The sequence below is a fragment of the Streptomyces sp. NPDC032721 genome (assembly GCF_055579625.1).
Genome location: NZ_JBVIMX010000001.1, coordinates 839,125 through 860,131, shown reverse-complemented (window position 1 = coordinate 860,131; position 21,007 = coordinate 839,125). Strand labels below are relative to the sequence as shown.

General features: G+C 71.0%; 17 protein-coding genes and 1 pseudogene. 7 read left to right on the top strand and 11 right to left on the bottom strand.

The features are described from left to right. Positions 1 to 64 precede the first annotated feature (64 nt). Positions 65 to 703, top strand: a complete 639-nt coding sequence (locus ACZ5PB_RS03655; RefSeq protein WP_468687432.1) for an HD domain-containing protein — start codon at positions 65 to 67, stop codon at positions 701 to 703. Between the two features lie 38 nt (positions 704 to 741). Further along, a pseudogene (locus ACZ5PB_RS03650) lies at positions 742 to 1,173 on the top strand (nuclear transport factor 2 family protein); the annotation flags it as partial. A gap of 42 nt (positions 1,174 to 1,215) precedes the next feature. Here the strand turns inward: ACZ5PB_RS03650 and ACZ5PB_RS03645 are convergent. From ACZ5PB_RS03645 to ACZ5PB_RS03620, 6 genes are all read right to left on the bottom strand, one after another. Then, the gene (locus ACZ5PB_RS03645; protein ID WP_468687431.1) at positions 1,216 to 2,001 is read right to left on the bottom strand and encodes an alpha/beta fold hydrolase; all 786 of its coding nucleotides are present in this window, start codon (positions 1,999 to 2,001) and stop codon (positions 1,216 to 1,218) included. Between the two features lie 78 nt (positions 2,002 to 2,079). Next, a complete protein-coding gene (locus ACZ5PB_RS03640) occupies positions 2,080 to 3,735 on the bottom strand; it encodes a type 1 periplasmic-binding domain-containing protein (protein ID WP_468687429.1) in 1,656 nt (551 codons plus the stop codon). Further along, a complete protein-coding gene (locus tag ACZ5PB_RS03635; RefSeq protein WP_468687428.1) occupies positions 3,722 to 5,800 on the bottom strand; it encodes an ATP-binding protein in 2,079 nt (692 codons plus the stop codon). The genes ACZ5PB_RS03640 and ACZ5PB_RS03635 overlap by 14 nt, the downstream gene beginning before the upstream one ends. Before the next feature lie 121 nt (positions 5,801 to 5,921). Further along, positions 5,922 to 6,593 carry a pyroglutamyl-peptidase I gene (gene pcp / locus ACZ5PB_RS03630; protein WP_468687425.1) on the bottom strand — a complete coding sequence of 224 codons (672 nt, stop codon included), beginning with the start codon at positions 6,591 to 6,593 and terminating at the stop codon, positions 5,922 to 5,924. Between the two features lie 12 nt (positions 6,594 to 6,605). Continuing rightward, the gene (locus ACZ5PB_RS03625) at positions 6,606 to 7,574 is read right to left on the bottom strand and encodes a DUF979 domain-containing protein (protein WP_468687423.1); all 969 of its coding nucleotides are present in this window, start codon (positions 7,572 to 7,574) and stop codon (positions 6,606 to 6,608) included. Next, the gene (locus ACZ5PB_RS03620; protein ID WP_468687422.1) at positions 7,571 to 8,299 is read right to left on the bottom strand and encodes a DUF969 domain-containing protein; all 729 of its coding nucleotides are present in this window, start codon (positions 8,297 to 8,299) and stop codon (positions 7,571 to 7,573) included. Before ACZ5PB_RS03620 ends, ACZ5PB_RS03625 begins: the two co-directional genes overlap by 4 nt. Before the next feature lie 201 nt (positions 8,300 to 8,500). Between ACZ5PB_RS03620 and ACZ5PB_RS03615 the strand changes: the two genes are divergently transcribed. The 4 genes from ACZ5PB_RS03615 to ACZ5PB_RS03600 all read left to right on the top strand — a co-directional run bounded on the left by ACZ5PB_RS03615 (position 8,501) and on the right by ACZ5PB_RS03600 (position 11,715). Beyond that, positions 8,501 to 9,178 (top strand): GntR family transcriptional regulator, encoded by a 678-nt coding sequence (locus ACZ5PB_RS03615; protein ID WP_468687420.1) that lies wholly within the window; start codon positions 8,501 to 8,503, stop codon positions 9,176 to 9,178. A gap of 2 nt (positions 9,179 to 9,180) precedes the next feature. Further along, the gene (locus ACZ5PB_RS03610) at positions 9,181 to 9,978 is read left to right on the top strand and encodes a LamB/YcsF family protein (RefSeq protein ID WP_468687418.1); all 798 of its coding nucleotides are present in this window, start codon (positions 9,181 to 9,183) and stop codon (positions 9,976 to 9,978) included. A 130-nt stretch (positions 9,979 to 10,108) separates the two neighbouring features. Further along, positions 10,109 to 10,786: a 5-oxoprolinase subunit B family protein gene (locus tag ACZ5PB_RS03605; RefSeq protein ID WP_468687416.1), complete on the top strand. Its 678-nt coding sequence runs from the start codon at positions 10,109 to 10,111 to the stop codon at positions 10,784 to 10,786. Next, positions 10,786 to 11,715 (top strand): 5-oxoprolinase subunit C family protein, encoded by a 930-nt coding sequence (locus ACZ5PB_RS03600; protein ID WP_468687415.1) that lies wholly within the window; start codon positions 10,786 to 10,788, stop codon positions 11,713 to 11,715. The genes ACZ5PB_RS03605 and ACZ5PB_RS03600 overlap by 1 nt, the downstream gene beginning before the upstream one ends. Here ACZ5PB_RS03600 and ACZ5PB_RS03595 read toward each other — a convergent pair. Both ACZ5PB_RS03595 and ACZ5PB_RS03590 read right to left on the bottom strand, forming a co-directional pair. Next, a complete protein-coding gene (locus tag ACZ5PB_RS03595; protein WP_468687413.1) occupies positions 11,693 to 11,938 on the bottom strand; it encodes a DUF397 domain-containing protein in 246 nt (81 codons plus the stop codon). The genes ACZ5PB_RS03600 and ACZ5PB_RS03595 overlap by 23 nt on opposite strands. Beyond that, positions 11,935 to 12,786 carry a helix-turn-helix domain-containing protein gene (locus ACZ5PB_RS03590; RefSeq protein WP_468687411.1) on the bottom strand — a complete coding sequence of 284 codons (852 nt, stop codon included), beginning with the start codon at positions 12,784 to 12,786 and terminating at the stop codon, positions 11,935 to 11,937. Before ACZ5PB_RS03590 ends, ACZ5PB_RS03595 begins: the two co-directional genes overlap by 4 nt. Before the next feature lie 159 nt (positions 12,787 to 12,945). Between ACZ5PB_RS03590 and ACZ5PB_RS03585 the strand changes: the two genes are divergently transcribed. Further along, entirely contained in the window at positions 12,946 to 13,407 is a 462-nt protein-coding gene (locus tag ACZ5PB_RS03585) for an ATP-binding protein (protein WP_468687410.1), read from the top strand. A 38-nt stretch (positions 13,408 to 13,445) separates the two neighbouring features. Here ACZ5PB_RS03585 and ACZ5PB_RS03580 read toward each other — a convergent pair whose 3' ends face one another. From ACZ5PB_RS03580 to ACZ5PB_RS03570, 3 genes are read right to left on the bottom strand one after another with little or no spacing between them, the layout of a single operon-like run. Next, positions 13,446 to 14,189 (bottom strand): ANTAR domain-containing protein, encoded by a 744-nt coding sequence (locus ACZ5PB_RS03580; RefSeq protein ID WP_468687408.1) that lies wholly within the window; start codon positions 14,187 to 14,189, stop codon positions 13,446 to 13,448. Beyond that, positions 14,186 to 14,998 (bottom strand): GAF domain-containing protein, encoded by an 813-nt coding sequence (locus ACZ5PB_RS03575; protein WP_468687407.1) that lies wholly within the window; start codon positions 14,996 to 14,998, stop codon positions 14,186 to 14,188. The genes ACZ5PB_RS03580 and ACZ5PB_RS03575 overlap by 4 nt, the downstream gene beginning before the upstream one ends. Continuing rightward, a complete protein-coding gene (locus ACZ5PB_RS03570) occupies positions 14,999 to 20,944 on the bottom strand; it encodes a DUF5979 domain-containing protein (protein WP_468687405.1) in 5,946 nt (1,981 codons plus the stop codon). Positions 20,945 to 21,007 lie beyond the last annotated feature (63 nt).

Below are 21,007 nucleotides of genomic sequence, written 5' to 3'. Positions count from 1 at the left end.
GGAGGTTGAAGGCCATGCGGCAACCGGCACCGGCCGGACCGCGGCAATGGCAGAGGAGCCGACCATGTCCACGCGCATCGCCGATGTCGAGATTCCCGACAGCGCACTCGCCAGGGAGGCGACCGAGCTCGTCCGCGACACCGCGGGCCCGCTCCTGTACGAGCATTCGCGCCGTGTCTTCCTCTTCGGGGCATTGCGCGGCCGTCGTCGCGACCTCGGCTTCGACCCGGAACTCCTTTATGTGGCAGCCCTGTTCCACGACCTCGGGCTCACACCGAAGTACGCCACCTCCGCACAGCGCTTCGAGATCGACGGCGCGGACGCGGCTCGTGACTTCCTTCTGCGGCACGGCCTGACGTCCGAGCGCGCACGGATCGCCTGGACGGCGATCGCCCTGCACACCACTCCTGGGATCCCGTACCGGATGGAGCCGGAAGTGGCCCTGGTCACCGCGGGAGTCGAAGTCGACGTCCTCGGCCTCGGGTTCGACGAGGTGGACGAAGCACAGCGCGCCGCCGTCGTGGCCGCGCACCCCCGGCCCGATTTCAAGCGCCGGATCCTTGAGGCGTTCACCGAGGGCATCGCGCACCGTCCCGACAGTGCGTTCGGCAACGTCAAGTCCGATGTGCTCGCCCACTTCTCCCCGGGCTTCGTCCGTACCGACTTCGTGACGGTCATCGAGAACTCGGGGTGGGAGGAATGAGCGCCATGCGAGGAATGAGTGCCACCGGGGACGCGCTGATGCGTCCGAGCAGCCAAGTCCGCCTTCCCGTACCGCCGTTCACCGAAGCAGACGCACTGGCCAAGGTGCAGGCCGCCGAGGATGCGTGGAACACCCGTGACCCCGACCGCGTTGCGCTCGCGTACACACGGGACTCCGTGTGGCGCAATCGCGACACCTTCCTGAAGGGGAGGGAGGAGATCCGTGCGTTCCTCGCCGCGAAGTGGCGCAGGGAGCTCGACTACGCACTGCGCAAGGAGCTGTGGTCCTTCGGCGACGACAGGATCGCCGTCCGGTTCCAGTACGAATGGCGGGACGCGGACGGCGGGCACTGGCGTTCCTACGGAAACGAGCTGTGGGAGTTCGACGCCCACGGCCTGATGAAGCGGCGCGAGGCCAGTATCAACGACATACCCATCCGCGAGGAGGAGCGGCGCATCCTCGGCCCCCGCAGCGGGCGTCCGGGGCCGGGTCCGGGGCCGGCCCCGGGCCCGTCAGGAGCCGATGCCGGAGAGGAAGGTGTGCAGGTGCGGGTTGACCTCATCGGGGTGGGTGAAGCTGAGGAAGTGGGCACCGCCTTCGATGACTACGGCGGGCCGGGCACCGGGAACGAGTGAGGCTATCTGCTCCGCGTGCGCCACGGGATAGGCGGCGTCCTCGGTGCCGTGGAGAACCAGCGTGGGGCAGGTGATCTCAGGGAGCCGGGAGACGATGTCGTCCCGGCCGACCAGCGCGTCGGTGGCCGCGCGGGCACGCTCGCCGGAGGTGGCCCGCCACTTGGCGCGCCACTCCGGGGCTGCCCTGCCGCCCAGGCAGATGGCGGCCGTGGCGTCCAGGAGTTCGTCGCTCGGGCCGTGGGCGACCCAGCTGTCGGTCGACTGGCTGTAGGCGGCGGCTACTTGCGGGTCTTCCGCGGCAGCCGACGTGCCCATCACCGCGAGGGCGGTGATCCGCTCAGGGGCGAGCAGCGCCATGCGCATCGCGATGAAGCCGCCCTGGCTGGTGCCGACCACCGCGGCCCGGGGCAGGCCCAGCTCCTTGAGGAGGGCCAGGGCGTCGCGCGCCACGTCCCAGTAGTCGAAGGGGGACTCCGCCGGGGTCCCGCCGTGGGCGCGCTCGTCCATCGTGATGAGCCTGAACTCGCTGCCGAGTTCCTTGAGTTGCGGGGCGAACATGTCGCCGTCCATGAAGTAGCTGTGCAGCAGCAGCACAGCCGGTCCTTCGCCCCCGTGGTCGACGTACCGGATGAGCTGACCGTGTTCCGTGGTCATCGTGGGCATGAGAGGCATGGCTCCTTCGACTGCTTGGCAGGGGCTCATCAAATCCCGGCTCCTGTGGGATGTCCACCGAAAGGTCGCTCAGCCGGGGCAGGTCCCGTTCTTCCCCTGGTGCGTCAGGTATGCCTGCGGCGGGCGGTAGCCCTTCGGGCGGGGGTATTCGACCACCGGGACCGGCTTGCAGACGGGCCAGTTGCCGTTGCCCGCGATGAAGCCGAAGTTGCCGCTCGCACCCCTCACGCAGCCCTGGCACTTGTTGCCCGGCAGGATGCGCATGTTCCTGATCGTGTTGGTGATGTCGTGGGTGGAGGGCACGCGCCGTTCGGGGAGGCCCTGCCGGGCCTTGGCGAGGGATTCGGAGAGGACCTGGAAGGCGTCGTAGTGCATGATCGCGTAACCGTCGTCCAGGGCGGTGCCGTCGAGCCCGGCCACCTTGCTCACGGAATCGGCGAACGGGGCGAACTGGGAGGGCGCGCCCTGGCCCGCCCGCCACGAAGGGCCGTCCGTGGGCGCCGCGTTGAGGATGACGACCCTGGCCTGCTCAAGCTGCTTGCGGGTTTCGTCGGTGAGGATCCGCGAGGTCAGCCCGGTGGCCACGCGCAGGATCCGGATGACGGCCTTCCCCTCGCGCTCCTGGCACTCGGGTTCGTTGGCGATCGCCTCCACCAGGTACGGCAGGTCCCAGTCCCGGCCCGCCAGGAACACCGTGTCCGAGCCCGTCTTGCAGATGCCCTCGGCGGCGGTGTCCACGGTGTGCGTCGCGCCCTCGTAGGGGCCCATGGTGCCGACGTACGAGCTCTGGCGGATGTCCAGCCGGTAGGTCTTGCCGAACCGCGCCTCGATCTCCGCCTTGGTGTTGGTGACGTAGTTGTCCTTGGCGCGTGAGTCCCAGACCAGATAGCCCTGTTTCCTGCCCGGGTTGACCTGGAGGTACTCGGCGAGGGCGGTGACGGAGTTGCGGTTGTTGGGGGCCGTCTTGAAGAGGGTGTCCGCCTGGATGTCGGGGGAGCTGAGCACCCCGCTGACGGCCGGGATGCCCGCGGCGCTCAGGGCGTTCGCCGCGTCCTGGGTGTCCTGTTCGCTGTTGGGCAGGCCCATCGCGCCGACCAGCGGCGTGTCGCTGTCCTTCGGCTCCTGGACCTGCGCGAGTTCCACCGCCCTGGTCACGGCGGGACGCCACAGCGAGAGGTCCGTGCCGATGTTGCCGAGCAGCAGCTGGAAGTTGATGCCGGTGTGTCCGCTGTTGGCCTTGAGCTGCGCGGTGAGGGCGCCCGCCAGACTGTGCTCGATGAGTTCGGCGGCCATCGCCCCGGACTCGGAGGCGTTGAACGGAAGCAGCAGGGCGACCTTCACGTAGGGCCTCTTGCGGGCTTCGTTCTCAGGGTGCTCCCAGGCGTCGCGCACCCGCCGGTTCTCCTCGGCGACGGCTGCCACCAAGCGGGAGAACCGCGGATCGGGGCCCTTCGCGCCGGGCTTGAAGGACGGTGCCGAGGCCGTGGCGTCCAGCAGGCCCACACACTCGTTCTCCTGCTCCTCCAGACCCTGCGCGCAGTCGTCGCTGGTGATCCACCGCACCACGAAGAACACCGCGACGGCCAGCAGGACGAGGGCCAGTAAGCCCGCCACGGCCTTGTCCACCGTCCCTGGCGGCCGGCGGAAGAGACGGAAGAAGGGCCGCTCGAAGAGCAGCGCGCCCAGCCCCCGGCCTCGGCGGGCGAAGGACTCAGTGGTTTTCATCGCGGCTCCCTTCGGGGCCCGGGGACGGTGCTGCGGAGGGCGGGGTGCGCAGTTCACGCAGTTCGTCGTGCCACTCCTGGGCGGCGTCGTAGAGCGTCCCCGCACCCGTGGAGTGCTCCGCCGACAGGAGCTGGAGCTCCCACTTGATCCGCCCGCACAGCGCCTCGTCCGGCGCGGTCAGCGGGTCGGCCGCCAGCCACACCGCATGCAGCAGACGGTGTACGGACCGCTGTACGGAGTCCCGGTGTACGGAGTCCCCGGCGAGCTCCGTCCCCGGCATCCCCATCGCGACCGACCGGCACTCGCCCGCCCAGCCGAAGCGCGGCGGATGCGGGGCGGACGCCACCTGCCACAGGACACGCAGCCACTCCCGCGCGGAGGCGGGCGGCCGGAACAGTTCCGCCAGCCGCAGCGCCACCTGCTCGGCCCGGTCGTTCGCGAGCGCGTGGTGCAGGGCGTCCGTCCACTGCCCCTTGCTCTCGTGGTGCCGGGTCAGCAGGGCGTGTACGTCGGACCAGGACCAGGTCTGCGGCGGATGCGAGGACTCCGCCCCGCGGCGGCGCAGTTCGTGGACGAGCACGGCCCGCAGGAACGGGTCGGCGACGAACGGCTTCGGCGCCGGTACCTCGTACTCGGAACGCAGGAAACCGTACTCGGAGCGCAGGAAGCCGTACGCGGTCTCGACCGCCGCCCGGTCGGCGTCGGAAGCCAGATAGCGGTCCGCCAGGGCGCGTGCCGCCGCGCCGTCCCTGGCCACCGAGAGCAGCACCAGGTTGCGGCGCAGCCGCGGGTCAGGCACGAGCTGGGACGCGATCTGATGGGTCACTGACTGCCCGGCCAGTTGCAGCGACCCCACGTCCTGCCCGGTCGTGGACGCGGCACGCGGATCGGCCACCACGGCGTCCCGGATCAGCCCGCACCCCAACGGGGAGCCATGGGTGAACCGGCGTACGGAACGCGGCAGTTCGGACCTCGGGGGCGGATCGACGGACATCATCATCGATACGATGTCGGCGCGCTCCAGCGGTGGCAGCGGCAGCGCGATGAGCCCCGCGGACGCGGACCCGCCGGACGGCCGCTGCCAGTCGCCCGCACCGCCCGCGACCTGCGCCGGCGTACGTATCGCCGCGTCGGGCCCGGCCCGGTGGCGGACGTCGCCGCGCGCGGTGGCCACCACGATCAGCGGGTCCCGGGCACCCTCCGCCCGGCAGTCCAGCAACTGCCCGAGCAGCCGGGAGCCCGGTGCGGCGTGCACGTTGTCGAGCAGCAGCAGCGGCCTGGGGTCGCGGTTGCGGCGCGCCCAGCCGCTGTAGTGGGACCGCAGGTCCGCCAGGAGCGCCGCCGCGAGCGACGCCTCGGACTCCTCCCGCAGATCGTCCCCCAGGTGGAAGGAGCGGCACAGCTCGTTCCACGGCTCCGCGCCCCGGTCGGGCCCGAGCCGGTCCGCGTAGAAGGCGTGCGCGTCCTGGGCCTCCCGATGCTTCAGATGGCGTGCGGTGAACAGCTCGACGGAGGCCCTGGCGACCGGAGCGAGCTCCCCCTGGTCGCCCACGGGCAGCCGCTCGTTGACGTCCCGCACCCAGTGGTCCGCGTCGGCGGAACCCTCGGGGACCAGGCCGCACCGGGTGAGCAGCAGCCGCATCCGGACCTGGGCGACCCGCTGCTCCTGCTCGTCGCCGCGGTGCCAGGAGGAGACGGCCGCGAGGCCGGTCCACAGCCGGGGCAGCCGCACCCGCCGGTACGCGGTGATCCGGGCGCAGAGCCCGCACGCCACCTCGGTCAGGAGCCCGGCGCCCGGTGAGGTGTTGGACACCCTCGCCTCGTGGGCGACAGGGGCCACGTTCCGCGCACAGTTCACCTCGGCCACCGGCAGCCGCTTGTGGTACGTGTCGAACAGGGCGTCCAGGACGGCGGTGCGGCCACTGCCGTGCGGCCCGGTCAGCAGAAGAGCGGGCGGGTCGGCGGGGTGCGCCTGCCGCAGCAGCTTCGGCCCCGTGGCGTCGAGGCCCACCAGGCGCGGCACCAGATCGTGCAGAAGGACGTCCCGGCCGTACAGTCTGCTCACATTCTCCCTCCCCGCTCCGCAAACGTCCCGTTCAGCCTGTGGACGCACGAACCTACCCCCGATGCCGGGCATTCCCAAGAGGCATATGGGGAGAGGGCTTTGACTTTCCGTCAGTCATCTTTCAGTGGGTGGCTCCTTCGGGGACGCGCAGGTCCGTTTCCGTCGACAGGGCGGCTGTGACGATTGCCCGCAGGCCGTCCGCCATCGACGCGACCGGAAGCGAGGGGAGGGCTCGGGAGGTGACCTGTTCCGGGGCGTAAGGGACGTGGACGAAGCCCCCGCGCAGGGCGGGGAATTCGGTGGCGGCGAGGTGCGCCAGGCCGTAGAAGACGTGGTTGCAGACGAAGGTCCCGGCGGTCTGCGAGACCGAGGCGGGCAGGCCGATCTCCCGTACGGCCGCGACGCACGCCTTGACCGGGAGCGGGGCGAAGTAGGCGGCCGGGCCGTTCGGGGCGATCGGCTCGTCGACGGGCTGGTTGCCCGCGTTGTCGGGGATGCGGGCGTCGTCGATGTTCACCGCGACGCGCTCGACGGTGAGGTCGGGGCGGCCGCCCGCCTGGCCCACGCAGAGGACCAGGTCGGGGGCGAAGTCCCGTACCGCTTCCCGGAGTTCCTCGTTGGCGCGGCCGAAGACGCAGCTGAGGCGTACGGCCCGGAGTTCGACGCCCTCCGGCGGGGCGTCCCGTACGAGGGAGACCGCCTGCCAGGAGGGGTTCACCTCCTCGCCGCCGAAGGGCTCGAAGCCGGTGAGCAGGACGCGGGGGAGGGGCTGGGCGTGGGAGAGGGGGGACATGGTGGAGTCCTGTCAGAAGGCGAAGAGCGAGATGATCGCGATGTTGCAGACCAGCAGCGCGCCCGCCGTGGGGATCTGGGCCTTGATCGGGCCGTACTGGTCCTTGAGTTCGAGGAGCGCGGCCGGCACCAGGTTGAAGTTGGCCGCCATCGGCGTGCACAGCGTGCCGCAGAAGCCCGACAGCATGCCGAGGGCCAGGACCACCGCGGGGTCGCCGCCGCCCGACTGGATCAGGACCGGCCAGCCGATGGCTGCCGTCATCACCGGGAAGGCCGCGAAGGCGTTGCCCATGATGATCGTGAAGAGCGCCATGCCCAGGCAGTAGACGAGGACCGAGACGTGGATCATGCCGCTCGGCAGCACGGCCTCGGTGATCTTGCCGACCTGCGCGCCGACGCCCGTCTTCTGGAAGATCGAGCCGAGTACGGCGAGGAGCTGGGGCAGCAGCATGGCCCAGCCCATGGTCTCCAGCATGTTGCGGCCCGCGTGCACGGGGACACTGATCTTCTTCTCGCGGAGCAGGATCATCCCGACGGCGAGCGCGACCAGTGCGCCGATGCCGAGGCCGAGGATGGTTTCGCTGCCCTCCTGGAAGAGGGGCCCGCCGTTGAGGTGGATGTTCTTCAGCAGCGTCGCGCACAGCATCGCCACCACCGGGATCGTCAGCGCCGGGATGAAGAGCCTGCTGCCGTAGCGGACGGCCGAGGCGGTGCGCTGCTCGGGCGTGGTGGTGCTGACCTTGCCGCGTCCGGTGAAGCAGAAGCCCGCCAGGACGATCATGATCAGGACCAGGGCGCCGAGGGGCTCGGCGGGTGCCGACTTGTCGACCACCCAGCTGCTGTAGACGAAGCCGACGCCGAGCAGGCCCCAGAAGGAGGCGGTGCCGAACCGCTTGGGGTTCGTACGGTCGACGAGCATCTGCGCGGCCATCACGAGGAAGATCGCGCCGATCAGCCAGTAGAACCACTCTGCCTTGATCACTTGGCCGTCTCCTTGTCGGTGTCGGTGCCGGTTCCGATGGCAGAGGCGGCCGGGAGGGGCTTGAGTTCGCGGGCCATCTGGTGGTCGAGGCGCAGCAGCCGCGCGCCGTGGATGAAGAAGGCGCAGACGGCGGTCGGGATCGCCCACAGGGCCAGGTGCAGCGGTTCGAGGTGCTGGTTGTACGTGGTGTTCACGAAGCCCGTGATGAGGAGGATCGAGCCGATGGCGAGGAAGCAGTCCTCGCCGAAGAAGAGGCCGACGGTGTCGGAGCCCGAGGAGTGCGAACGGACCTTCTCCCGCCACTTCTCCGGCAGCGGCCCGTACTTCTTCTCCGCCGCGGCCTCTGCCATCGGCGCGACCAGCGGGCGCACGGTCTGCGCAGGGCCGCCGAGGCTGACGAGGCCGAGCGCGGCGGTGAGCTGGCGCAGCCCGAGGTAGAGGGTGAGGAAGCGGCCCGTGGTGAGCTTGGCGAAGCGGGATATGAGGCGGCGGGCCTGCTCCTGGAGCCCGTACCGCTCCAGGAGGCCGATCACCGGCAGTGTGATCACGAAGATCGTCACGGAACGGCTGGAGGCGAAGCCCTCGCCGAACGAGGCGAGCACCTCGCGCGGCGACAGGCCGCCGAGCAGGCCGGTGGCTATGCCGGCCACGCCCACCACCAGCAGGGGGTTGCGTCGAGTGGCGAATCCCGCGATCACCACGACGACGCCGAGAAGGACGATCATGCGTCGCACGCCTTCCGGTCGGTCGGTCTCGGTCCGGGCCGGCTGAGCAGCAGGCTTACGGACTAGCGGATTCCGGCGACAGTAAGGTATTGCTCAACAATCCCACAATGGTTTCCGTCATACGGACTTTCGGCGGATGGCCGAGAGTGGTCGGTGACAGCCGATGGCGGCGGGGGAACGGCGAGCGATTCAGGAGGGGCCTTGAGGTTTGGTGAGGGCGGAGACGGCGGCGCCGGGACCGGGACCGCGCAGCGTGTCGCCGAGTCCCTGCGGGACCGCATCGCCGACGGCGGCCTGCGGCCCGGCGAGCAGCTGCCCGAGGCGGCGCTCGCCCAGGAGTACGGGGTCTCGCGCAACACGGTGCGCGAGGCGTTCCGGCTGTTGGTGCACGAGCGGCTGGTGGTGCACGAGTTCAACCGGGGTGTGTTCGTACGGGTCCCGGGCCCGGCCGACATCGTCGACATCTACGCGGTGCGGTTCGCGCTGGAGACGGCGGGCGTACGAGCGGCGGGCACGGCGGCGCCCCGGCTGGTCGCCGACGTGCTCAGGGCCGTCGAGGACGGCGAGCGGGCGGCCGACGCCGACGACTGGCCGCGCGTCGCGGACGCGGGCATCCACTTCCACCGCGCCCTCGCCGCACTCGCGGGCAGCCCGCGCACCGACTCCTACATGAGCGCGATCCTCGCCGAACTCCGCCTGGTCTTCCAGGCGATGCCGTCCCCGGCGCACCTCCACACGCCCTTCGTGGGCCGCAACCGGGTGATCGCGGAGAAGGTCCAGGGCGGCGAACTGGCAACAGCGGAAGCCGACTTGAGGAACTACCTCGCCGATTCCCGGCAACTGATCCTCGACACACTCACGTCCCAGGCGGAGGTATGAGCATGAGTACGAACAGGACGCAGGCCGAGCCCCGGGCCGAGGCTGCCGTCATCGACCTCAACGCCGACCTCGGCGAAGGCTTCGGACGCTGGACACTCACCGACGACGAGGCCCTGCTGTCCGTCGTGACCAGCGCGAACGTCGCCTGTGGCTTCCACGCGGGCGACCCGGTGACCATGCGCCGGGTGTGCGAGCTGGCCGCCGAGCGCGGCGTACGGATCGGCGCCCAGGTCTCGTACCGCGACCTGGCGGGCTTCGGGCGGCGCGCGATGGACGTTCCGCCGGACGAGTTGGCGGCCGAAGTCGCGTACCAGATCGGCGCGTTGGAGGTCTTCGCACGGGCGGCGGGTTCCCGGGTCTCGTACGTGAAGCCGCACGGCGCGCTCTACAACCGCACGGTCGACGACGCGGAGCAGGCTGCGGCGGTCGTCGCGGGCGTACGGATGGCGGGCGGAGACCTGCCCGTCCTCGGGCTCGCGGGTTCGGAGCTGCTCGCGGAGGCGGAGCTGGCCCAACTCACCCCAGTGGCGGAGGCGTTCGCGGACCGGGCGTACACCGTGCACGGCACCCTCGTGTCCCGCCGGGAGCCGGGTGCGGTGATCCACGACCCCGACGCGGTGGTCGCCCGCTCGGTCGAGATGGTCACGCAGGGCGGGGCGACGGCGCTGACCGGCGAGCTGATCCCGGTCGAAGCGCGCTCCCTCTGTCTGCACGGCGACACCCCGGGCGCGGCGGAACTCGCCGCACGTGTACGGGCCGAACTGCTGCGCGCGGGAGTCAAGTTGGAGGCGTTCGCGTGAGTCCCCGCATGCGCACGGCTGTGACGGTGCCGACCGGGTGCGCACGGGGTCGGGCCCTTGCGCCCGGCCGCCGCCGCACGGAGGCAGCAGCCCCACCGATCCCCTCGCACGTACTGTCGGAGGTCATCGCATGAGCACCACTGATGCCGCAGCCCCACCCTCCTCCCTGCGCACCCGCCCCATGGGCCGTCACGCCCTCCTCGTCGAGTTCGACGGGCTCCCCGAGGCCCAGGCCTTCCACGCCGAGCTCCTCCGGCGCCGTGCCGCCGCCGATGCTGCCCACGATGCCGACGCCCTGCCCGCCGTCCGCGACATCGTTCCCGCCGCCAGGACCGTCCTCCTCGACGGGCTCGCCGAGCCGCAGGCCCTCGCCGCCGAGCTCCGCACCTGGGAGATCCCGCCGCTCACCGCCGACGACGGCCCGCTGATCGAGATCCCGGTGCGTTACGACGGGCCCGACCTCGCCGAGGTGGCCGCCCTCTGGGGCATGCCCGCCGACCGCATCCCCACCACCCTCGGCGCGCTCGAACTCCGCGTCGCCTTCTGCGGGTTCGCCCCCGGCTTCGGCTATCTCACCGGTCTGCCGCCCGCCCTCCACCTGCCCCGCCGGGCCACCCCGCGCACTGCCGTACCCGCCGGATCGGTGGCCCTCGCGGGTGAGTACGCGGGCGTCTACCCCCGCTCGTCCCCCGGCGGCTGGCAGCTCATCGGCACCACCAACGCCACTCTGTGGGACCCGCGTCGCGACCCCGCCGCCCTGCTCGCCCCCGGCACCCGGGTGCGTTTCACCGAGGAGCCCCGCACGTGATGACCGTGGACACCCCGACCGAGGTGCCCGAAGCGCTCGAAGCTCTCGAAGTCGTACGGCCCGGAGCCCTCACCACCGTCCAGGACGAGGGCCGCCCCGGCCACGCCCACCTGGGCGTTCCCCGCTCCGGCGCCCTCGACGCGCACGCCCACCGGCTGGCCAACCGCCTCGTCGGCAACCCCTCCGACGCGGCCACCCTGGAGACCACCCTCGACGGCGTCACCCTCCGCGCCCTCACCCCGGTGACGGTCGCGGTCACCGGCGCCCCGTGCCCGGTACGGGTCGACGGCCGGCCCGTCGCGTGGGCATCCCCGGTACACGTACCGGCGGGCGCACTCCTCGACATCGGCCGCCCAACTGCCGGACTGCGTACGTATGTTGCCGTCTCCGGCGGCATCGCTGTCGAACCCGTACTCGGCAGCCGCTCCACCGACCTCCTCTCCGGCCTCGGCCCCGACCCGCTCGCCTCCGGCACGCTGCTCCCCGTCGGCACTCCGCAGCCGCTCCCGCCCGCCGTGGACACGGTGCCCTGGCAGGCCCCGCCCGCCGAGCTGGTCCTGCCGCTGCTCCTCGGCCCCCGCGACGACTGGTTCACCGCCGAGGCGCTCCGCGTACTGGCCGCCCCCGGCTACCGGGTCTCCCCGGCCGCCAACCGCATCGGCCTGCGTACCGAGGGCCCTGCGCTCACCCGTACGAACAACGACGAACTCCCCAGCGAGGGAATGGTGTTGGGTGCGGTCCAGGTGCCCCCGGACGGCCTCCCGGTGGTTTTCCTCGCCGACCACCCGGTGACCGGCGGCTACCCGGTGATCGGCGTGGTCCCCGAAGAACACCTCCCGGCGGCGGCCCAGGCGGTACCGGGCACACCGATCCGGTTCGCGGTGCGGACCTCTGCGGGTACGGGGCTCAGGCGCGTGTGGAGTAGGTGAGGAAGTCGGTCCAGGCGGTGGGGGAGAGGGCGAGCTCGGGGCTGTCGGTGAGCTTGGAGTCGCGGACGTGGATGGTGGTGGGGCAGGTGGCTACCTCGACGCAGTCGCCGTCACCGCCGCTGCTGTAGCTGGACTTGCGCCAGGAGAGGGCGACTTCCACGCAGCTGTCGCCCTGGCTGCTGCTGTAGCTGCTCTTGAACCACGCCAGTTCGGTGGTGCTCATGTTTCTCCTCGCGTCATCCGCTGCATCAAGCTCAGAGAGTCCTGGGCAGTCAGAGCCTGTGAGGTCATCCTGGCATACCGCAACTTGAGAGTGCTGACCACTTTGGAGTCGGTGAGCATGAGACCGCTCGCCTGTCCCTCCACGTATCCGAGCCACTTGTTGTCAGGTGTCTCCAGTAGGTGCAAGGACCCCTGGAGGCCCGCATGTTCGCCCTGTGCGAGCGGCATGATCTGGATCGTGATATTCCGCCGCCGGGCCAGCTGGATGAGGTGCGTGAGCAGTTCCTGCCGCGCCTCCTCTCCGCCCAGGCCCCGAAGGAACAGGTGCTCCTCCAGAATGAAGGCGAAGGTCGTGTTCGGCCGCTCCTGGAGTAGTTGCTGACGTTCAGTACGCGCCCTCTGCTGGTCTTCGATCTGCTCGTCGCTCAGCGGTGGCAAGTGCTCCGAGTGCAACGCTTTGCTGTACTTCTCGGTCTGCAACAGGCCCGGGATGACACGGCATTCGTACGTGTAGAGAGTGATCGCCCCTTTCTCCAACTCCGCCCACTGCCGGAACCAGCTCGCCAACCCCGGCTTCCGCGACAAGTGCTTCGCGGCACCCCTGATCGTCCCGAACGCATCCAGCACCTCCTCCGCCCGCTCTACGAACGACCCGGACGGAAACCTCCGCCCCTGCTCGATCGAAGCGACCGTCGGGACCGAGTACCCGACCACATGGGCAAACTCCTCCTGCGTCAGATTGGCCCGTTTCCGGAAGGCCTTGACGACTTCGCCGAACGCCTTGAGGCTGTCCGTGGTCTCCGGTTCCGCCCCGCCGTTGCCCGCCGCACCGTCCGTGTCGTACGTCATTCCGCTCACCTCTCGCGCCGTACGTCTCCCCGCGCACCACCAACACGCCCATGGTTACGGCCTGTTACTGATCGTGTCTACGGTGCGTACCCGTACGCTGCCGCAGCGTACGGGTCGGCAATCTGGTGAACAGCCTCTGGTCAGCGTCACATTGGCCACATGACGCCACCCCTGACCCAGCAGAACGCCGTCACCGTACGTACGTTCTCCCAACTGCTCAGCCCGACCGAGCGAGGTGCACGCCTCGCCCGGCAACTCGCGGTCCACCAGTGCCACGAGTGGGGAATCCCGTACGGGAGCGAGCCCTCCGACACCGTCGCGCAGATCGTCGCGGAACTGGCCGCGAACGCCGTGACCCACGGCCGCGTCAGAGGCCGCGACTTCGAGCTCCGCCTCGTACACCTCGACCGCGCACACGAAACAGGCGCCGTCCTGCGAATCGAGGTCTCCGACGCACGCGGCGAGCGCTGGCCCCCGGAGCCCGGAAAGCTTCCCGAGCCCGGACTCGACGATGCGTCCGGTCGAGGCCTGCTCCTGGTCGAGGCACTGGCCGACCGGTGGTCCGTACGGGACCGGGAGCCCGGCGGGAAGACGGTCCGCGCCGAGATCGACCGGGTGTAGCTCCCGGCCCGTGCGGGCGGGGGTGCGGTGCGATGCGGTCAGTTCTCGGTGGGGAGGAGGAAGTCCTGGGGCGGATTGTTGTCGATGATCAGCGAGGCGAGGTCGATGATCCGCATCTGGTGACGGCGGGCGTAGGAGCGCAGTGCGTCGAAGGCGGAGTCGAGTTCGAGCGCGTGGCGTTCCGCGAGGATGCCCTTGGCCTGCTCGATGGCGATCCGGGAGTGCAGGGCGCTCTGCAGCTGGGCGCGTTCGACGTCGCCTCGGGCGATGGTGCGATGCTGGAGGATCGCGATGGTGGCGACGTCCGCGAGGGCCTGGCCGACGGTGAGGTCCTGGGTGCTGATGTCCTGCCGGCGGGTGCCGAAGAGGTTGAGGGCGCCGATGACCTGTTCGCGCAGCCGCAGGGGCAGCGCGTGCGTGCTGGTGAACCCGCGTTCGCGGGCCCGGCCGGCGAAGGGGCTGAAGGCGGCGGTGACGACGGGCGAGGTGAGGTCGATGTTCAGCTGGGCGTTGCCGGTGCGGTAGCAGGCGACGCACGGGCCCTGCTCGTGCTGGAGCGCGAAGAGCTCCAGCAACCGGGTGCGCTCGTCGGAGGCGGCGATCAGCTGGAGCTGCCCGAACTCGTCGACGAGCAGGACGCCCGCCGCTTCCACGTCGAGGAGTTCCACGCACCGGCTGCTGAGCCGGTGCAGGAAGTCGATCAGATCGAAGTCGGCGGTGAGCGTGTCCACGGCTTCGACCAGGATGTCCATCACACGTTGTTGGCTGATCATCGCCGTCATCTCTCTGTCCCGGACGGCGATGCCGTCCCCTCGTAAGTGTCCCGGAAATGCAGTCGGCGTGCCACCACGTCCCCCGCCACGTCCCCCAGCGGCCGCTCCTTGCGGTACGCGTGGGCACGCAGCAGGGCCAGCGCCTGGTCCAGCGGAATCGAAGCCTGAGCACTGATCATTCCGGTGGCCTGGTGGACCGCCGCCCGGTGCAGCCCGCCCGCGGTGCCGTCCTGCTGGACGAAGGGCTGGTCCGGTCCCGTACCCGCGGTCAGGACCGCGGTGAGCGAGGCGGCGATGATCAGCGCGTCGTCGGTCTGCGCGGGTGTCAACGGGCCGGGGGCAGCCCGCTGTGCGGTGAACACTCCCAGCGAAGCACCCCCGATCCGCAAGGGGAAGCAGAACAGCGCCCGCACCCCCTCCTCCTGCACGGCCGGGAGCAGCAGCGGCCACCGGCCGGCCGGGACCTCGGAGAGGTCGGGGATCAGGACGAGCGAGCGGGAGCGGGCGGCGTCCGCCGCCGGTCCCTCGCCGAGCGTGTACTGGATGTCCTCCAGCCGGGTACTGGGCCCCGGGCTCGACCACACCCGCTCGAACCGGTCGGTGTCCGTGAGGACCGACACCGCGACCCCGTCCACTCCCAGCACCGTCGCGCACATTTGCGGGTCCCCGCCCACCAGGTCGAGGTGAGCGGGCGAGCCCAGGGCGGCCAGTACGGCGGCCAGTCGTGCGTCCTGCCCCACCGTGTCACCGCTTCCCAGGCCGCCGAGCGCCCCGCTCCCATCGAGCAGCCCGCACCACGACCCTACCGCCCCCTGCACCTACTTGACCGGTTTCGGCGGCTTGCTGTGGAAGGCGTTGGTGACCCGTACCAGCGAGTCAGCGTCCTCCTTCACCCGTACCACCCCGTCCGTCGCACCGCCCCCGGTGCCCGCGTCCGAGTCGTGGGTCGTCACCTTGGCCCCGTGCGGTACGGGGGTCTCCCTGGCCGAGCAGACGGAGCCCGCCGGGACGATGAAGGTGTGGCTGCGGCCGGGGGCGAGGGTGAAGCGCCGGTCGAGGAGGGGCGTCCGCGTGCCCGGCTTCGTACAGACCGCGTGGAAGCTGAACGGGCCCGCGCCGTGGCCCACCACCTGCTTGGCCACGGTGAAGCGGCCCGGCTTCGGCGGCTTCGGGGTGAAGCTGTTGGTGGCGGTGATGGTGACGGCGGGATCGTCCTTGCCGCCGACCGTGACCGCCGTCGCCGGGCTGCTGTGGTCGATGGTGGTGCTGGTCGCTCCGCCGTTGTCCGGCTCCGTCGCCCAGCAGCGGGTGCCCTTGGGGAGCGGGAAGCCGAGGTCGTCGACCGGGCGGGAGTCCGCCGCCGCGAAGGTGTAGCGGCGCCGGTCGACCACGGTCAGGTCCCGGCCGTCCTTGGTGCGCAGGATGCAGGAGAGGGCGAGGACGAAGGGGCGGCCGGAGGGGCGGCCGACGACCTTCTTGGCGAGGCGGAGGGTGCCCGACTCGTACGAGTTCTTGGCGGTGATGGACACCTTGGGGGCGTCCTTCGTCACGACGACCGCGCTGCCGTGACTGCCGTGGTCGATGTCCGTGTGGGTGGCTCCGCCGTCGCTCATCTCCTCCGCCCAGCAGCGGGCCCCGATCGGCAGGTCGCCCGGCACGTTCAGGGTTTCGCCCGCCTTGACGGTGTAGCGCTTGCGGATCACGAAGGCGACCACCGGGTCACCGTCCGCGCTCTCCGCCTCGCGGATGCAGGTGACGCGGAAGACGTAGTCCTTGGCGTACGGGGCGTCGGCAGGCGCGCCCTCGATCTCCTTGCTGAGCGTGAGGCTGCCGAGGGAGAAGGTGTTGGTGAATTCGACGGCGGCCGTGGGCGTCGGGCCGCCCTTGGTGATGGTGATCGGGCCGACCGGCGGCGGAGTGCCGTCCGCGCCCGCCGGGTCGATCTCCTCGACCGTGCACTCGGCGCCGACCGGGATGCCGTCGATCTGGCCGGTGAGGGACGGGGCACGGGCCGTGACCGTACGGGAGACGACCTCCTTGCGGCCGTTGAAGTCGCACAGGACCTGGAAGCGGAAGGTCCGGTCCGCGTAGGCGGTGCCCTCGCCACGGACCTGCTTGAGCACCCGCAGCGAGCCGGTCGGGAAGTCGTTGGTGACGGTCAGACCGGCCGTCCTGCCCGTGACCGAGCCGATCACGGCGACGTCGGTCTCGGACGAGTCCGTCGCCGTCACCTCCACCGAGGCCGCGCCGCCCCGGTCCGGTTCGGTGGCCGTGCAGCGGGCGCCCGCGGGCAGGCCGTCGACGGGGAGCTCGCCGTCACCTTCGAAGGTGAGGTCCTTGGGGAAGCCGGGCAGCTGGGTGTCCCGGAACGCACAGTCGACCCGCACCGTGAACGGCCCCTTGCCGAACTCCGCCGCCGCCGCGCCCGTGGTCCTCTTCCGGACCTTCAGCGACGCGTCCACATAGGTGTTGGTGATGTCGATGTGCTCGCCGCGCTCGTCGGGCGAGGCCGGAGTGATGATCACGACCTGGGCGTTGGGAGCACCGAAGCTGCTGCTCACCGCGCCCTTGGAGTCGATCTCCCAGACCTCGCAGCGGGCCCCGGCGGGCACGCCCACCAGTGCCATCGGGGTGTACGGGGAGAACTCGAAGACACCCTCGCGCACCACCTGCGGCGTACCGCCGTCCGGAGTGACCGTGCAGCGGTAACCCGCCTTGTAGAGGCCGACGGGGACGCCCTCCGGCGGGTTCACCTCGATCTTGTCGACGCGCAGGTTGCCGAACCGCATGCCGATGCCGACCTTGGGCGGTTCGGTGACCGGCAGGTCGTGCTTGCTGCCGTTCTGGATGACGGTCTCGGAGTGCGCGAAGGAGTTCCAGGCGACGGCGGGGTCGGCGGGCTGGTCGAGGTCGACCGGCGAGGACATCGGCATCTCGATGAACACCTCGCCACCGGGCGGCAGTTCGGTGTTGAAGGTGACGCGCATCTCGACGCCGGTGGCCTCGGCGGTGTGCCCGGCCCGCCAGTCGGCCTTGGCGCAGTTGCGGCGCGGGGTGGCGATCAGGTCCGAGCAGGGGTTGGTGACCGTGGCGTACTTGGTGTCCAGGGTGCCGGGACCGGTCAGCACGGGCGGCCCGGACAGCCGGGGGCGCGGGCTCCACTTGGTGTCGCGGCTCTGGTTGCCGAGCAGCACCCCGGTGTCACCCTGATAGGGGAACACGTCCAGGAGCCGGATCTCGGTGGTCGGATCGGTACCGGAGTTGACGGCCCGCAGCAGGTACCGGAAGCTGTCGCCCGGCTTGACGAGCGCGATGCACGGGTACTGGGTGTAGCTGCGCCCGCCCTGCTTCAGCATCGGGCAGGCCGGCGAGTCCAGCCCCACGTACTTCTTCGTCACCGTGTTGTAGAAGCCGAGGCCCGGGTCACCGGTGACCCACTTGCTGGCCTCGAACGCGGTGCCGGGCAGGGTGGTGATCTCGGCCCGGGAGGTGCAGTAGCGGCCCGCGCCGAAGTCCGTCAGGTCGTCGACGCGCTCGCCGTCGCGCGGCGAGTTGTTGAGGCACTCCAGGTCCTTGTCGACCTCGGACCCGGCGCCGAACACGTTCTGGATGACGGAGTCGCCCGGTACCCCCGGCGCCAGCTTCACCTGGAACGTCAGCTTGACCTCGGCGCCCGGCAGCATCACCCAGTCGGGGAAGCGCCAGCGGACGTGCGTGACGCGCCCGTCGGGCCCGCGCGTCGGCTCGTACACCGGGGCGGGCGGCTCCGGCGTACCGGCGGGGACCTTGAACGTCATCCGGAACGGCAGCCCGCCGTCACCCGCGTACGACTCGTCGAAGCGCAGCAGCTCCGGGATCGGGTCGGCGAGCACCAGCGCATTGACGCCGCCGGTGCCGCTGTTGCGGACGGTCAGCGTGAACGGGGCGCTCTCGCCGGGCCCGATGCGCGAGTCGGGGCCCTTGGCCACGTCCAGCTTGCCGCGCCCGTCCTGCACCTTGAGGGTCGCGGTGCTGTCCCCGAACGGGAACGTGCTGCCCGGCGTCTGGAGCCTGCTCTCGCCCGCCGCGGACGCCGTGTCCTCCAGGGTGTCGGGGATCCGGGTGCCGGGCGCCGAGCGCAGATCCTGCCGCGCCGCCACCTTGAAGCAGACGATGGTCGGGCAGGCGCCCCGGCGGACCGGCGCGCCGGGCGTCAGCACGTAACCGCCGCTGGAGTGCGAGAAAGTGAAGCGCACCCCGCGTACATCGGCCGCGTTGACACCGGCCGGCAGGCCCGGGGTGGCGGAGCTGACCGTCGTGCCGTTGACGAAGACCGGCGGGGTGCTCGTGCACCCGTCCGTACAGGCGTCGACGCGGACCTGGTTGGCGCCCGGCGGGAAGGTGACGCCGGTGACGCGGACGAAGTCGGCCGCGTCGAAGAAGTCGGCGTCGATGTCCGTGACGACCATTTCCCTGAGGTTGATGTTGCCGGTGTTGCGGGCCTCGATGCGTACGTCGGGCTCCTGGCGGGGGACGCCCGGCAGGGTCCTGGCGACCAGCGCCGGCGAGATCGTCTTCTGTACGGAGCCGCCGCTGCGGGCGGGCTTGGTGACGTTCTCCTCGCCCGTACAGACCTTGTCCTGGACGACCCGGCTGCCCGAGGTGATCTGCGCGCAGTTGCGGAAGGTCACGTCGTCGGCGACCCCGGCCCGGCGCTCCACCACCACATCGACCATGATCCGCCCGTTCGGCGGCAGGCTGCCGCCCGCGAGCCGGGCCCTGACCCCCTTGGCGCGGGTCAGCAGTGCCGTGTCGGCGGCGTCGTACGCGACCCAGGCAGAGGCCGTCGGGTCGTACACCTCAAGCAGTACGGGCAGACCGGACGGCTCGCGGTAGCGGAGCTTCAGCTCGGTGAGGCGTACGACGTCGAAGGGGTTGCCCGCGGCCCTCGGGTCCGCCGGGTCGGTGATGGCGGGCCGGTCGAGCGGGGTGGTACCGGCGTTGGCCAGGTCGAGGGTGAAGGTCACCGGGGTGCCGGGCGGGACCTCCTGCTGGTCCACGGACTTCGAGGTGCGGATGTCGTCGACCGGGTTGGCCGGGCGCAGGCTCTGGCAGGCGGTGCCGGAGCCGGACCCGGAGCCGTCCACCGGGTTGGTGGCGGAGACGTCCGCACAGTTGGAGATCCCGTCGGTGGCGTCGGCGGCGACGGCCTTGCTGTTGAGCGTGCCGTGCACGGAGAGCTTGCCCACCGCGTTGGGGACGATGGTGCCGCTGCCCTTGGCGTCGGTGCCCCGGAAGGTGACGGAGACGCTCTTGGCGGGGCTGCCGGGCGGGCAGCCGGTGTCGGGGAAGTCCTGGAGGGCCGGGGTCGGGGACAGCTGGCGCGGCGCCGGGGTGGAGCCGTCCCGGCAGACCACGGTGAGGGTGGCCGAGGCGGCGCCCTGGGGGAACTCCACCCGCATCCTGGACGCGTCGAACTTGTCGAACTCGCTGGTGGCGGTCGTCGAAGGCTCGGTGATGGTCAGCGTGGCCACCGGGAAGGAGGCGGTGTTGCGGGCGCCGATGACCATGGAGACGGGCGCCTTGGTGCCGATGATGGCCGTGCCGTCGGCGCGGTAGTTGCCGTCGGTGTCGGAGAAGTAGGACTTGGTGCCCTGCACGGACGCGATGTTCGGCAGGATGTCGTACGTGGCACAGGCCTGCGGGCCGGTGACCGTACCCGCGACGGTGTCCTTGGCGCTCACCGTCGAGCAGTTGCGCACCTGCTGGCGGGTGGTCGGATCCAGCGGTGCACCGCTCGACCGGACGGTGTCGCGCAGCTTGACGCCCAGGGCGACCGCGCCGCCGGTCGGGTCGTACGGGAGTTTCGCGCCGGAAGCGGCGGTGAACTCGAACTTCACCCCGGTGATCCGGCCCGGGTCGATTCCGGGCGGCAGCGCCACCGCCGGGCCGGGACCGACCGGGCCGACCGTGAACTCACCGTCCGCACATGGGGAGTTGATCGGCTTGGTGCACACCAGTACCCGTACCCGGTCGGCGCCGGCCGGGAAGCGGGAGACCGGCCCGACACCCGTCACGTCGAAGTTCTCGTAGGTGGCCGGGGTGGTGTCGCCGACGGTGAGCGAGGTGACCTCGGCGGAGGTGGAGGAGCCGTTGCGCACCCCAAGGGTGAGGGTGGAGGTGGCCTGGGACTGGGCGACGGCGGAGGTCTGCGACCACTTCTTGGTGGTGACGGGGCGCACCACGCGCGGGATGCGGACGGTCACCTCGGCGGTGGAGCTCTCCGGGTCCGCGTTGTCGGCGTCGATGCTCGCCGTGTTCGGGACCTTCGCCCCGTCGGTGAGCGTCGTCTCGGCGGGCACCCGCATGCCGATCGACACCTGGCGGCTGACCCCGGCGGGCAGCCCGGCCGCCCCCGGCTCGGCGGGCGGACTCGGCAGCGACTCGGTGAACCGGATCGTCAGCTTCCGGGTGGCGGCGTCATAGGTGACGGTGCGGGTGTCGGTCGACTTGGGCAGCGAGGTGATGTCGAATTCGGCCGGCAGCACGTCCTCGACCACCGGGTTCACACAGGCCGTCGTCAGCGACGAACAGGAGGCGGTGAGGTTGTACGAGAAGGTCTTGCCGGGTTCGAGCGGCATCGTCGCCCCGGTGACCTCCTTCGTGATGCCCACCTCGGCCTCGGCGGCCAGCGCGGCGGCGCCCGGGGCCGCTGCGAGCAGCCCCGCCAGGGAGGACAGCAGCAGGGCCGTGGCCACGCCGCTCCGCATGATCCGTGCTCGCAACTCTGCTCCCTGGGCCGCTCCGGTCTACAGCGGCCCAAGGTCTCATCCGTAACGCCCGAAAGT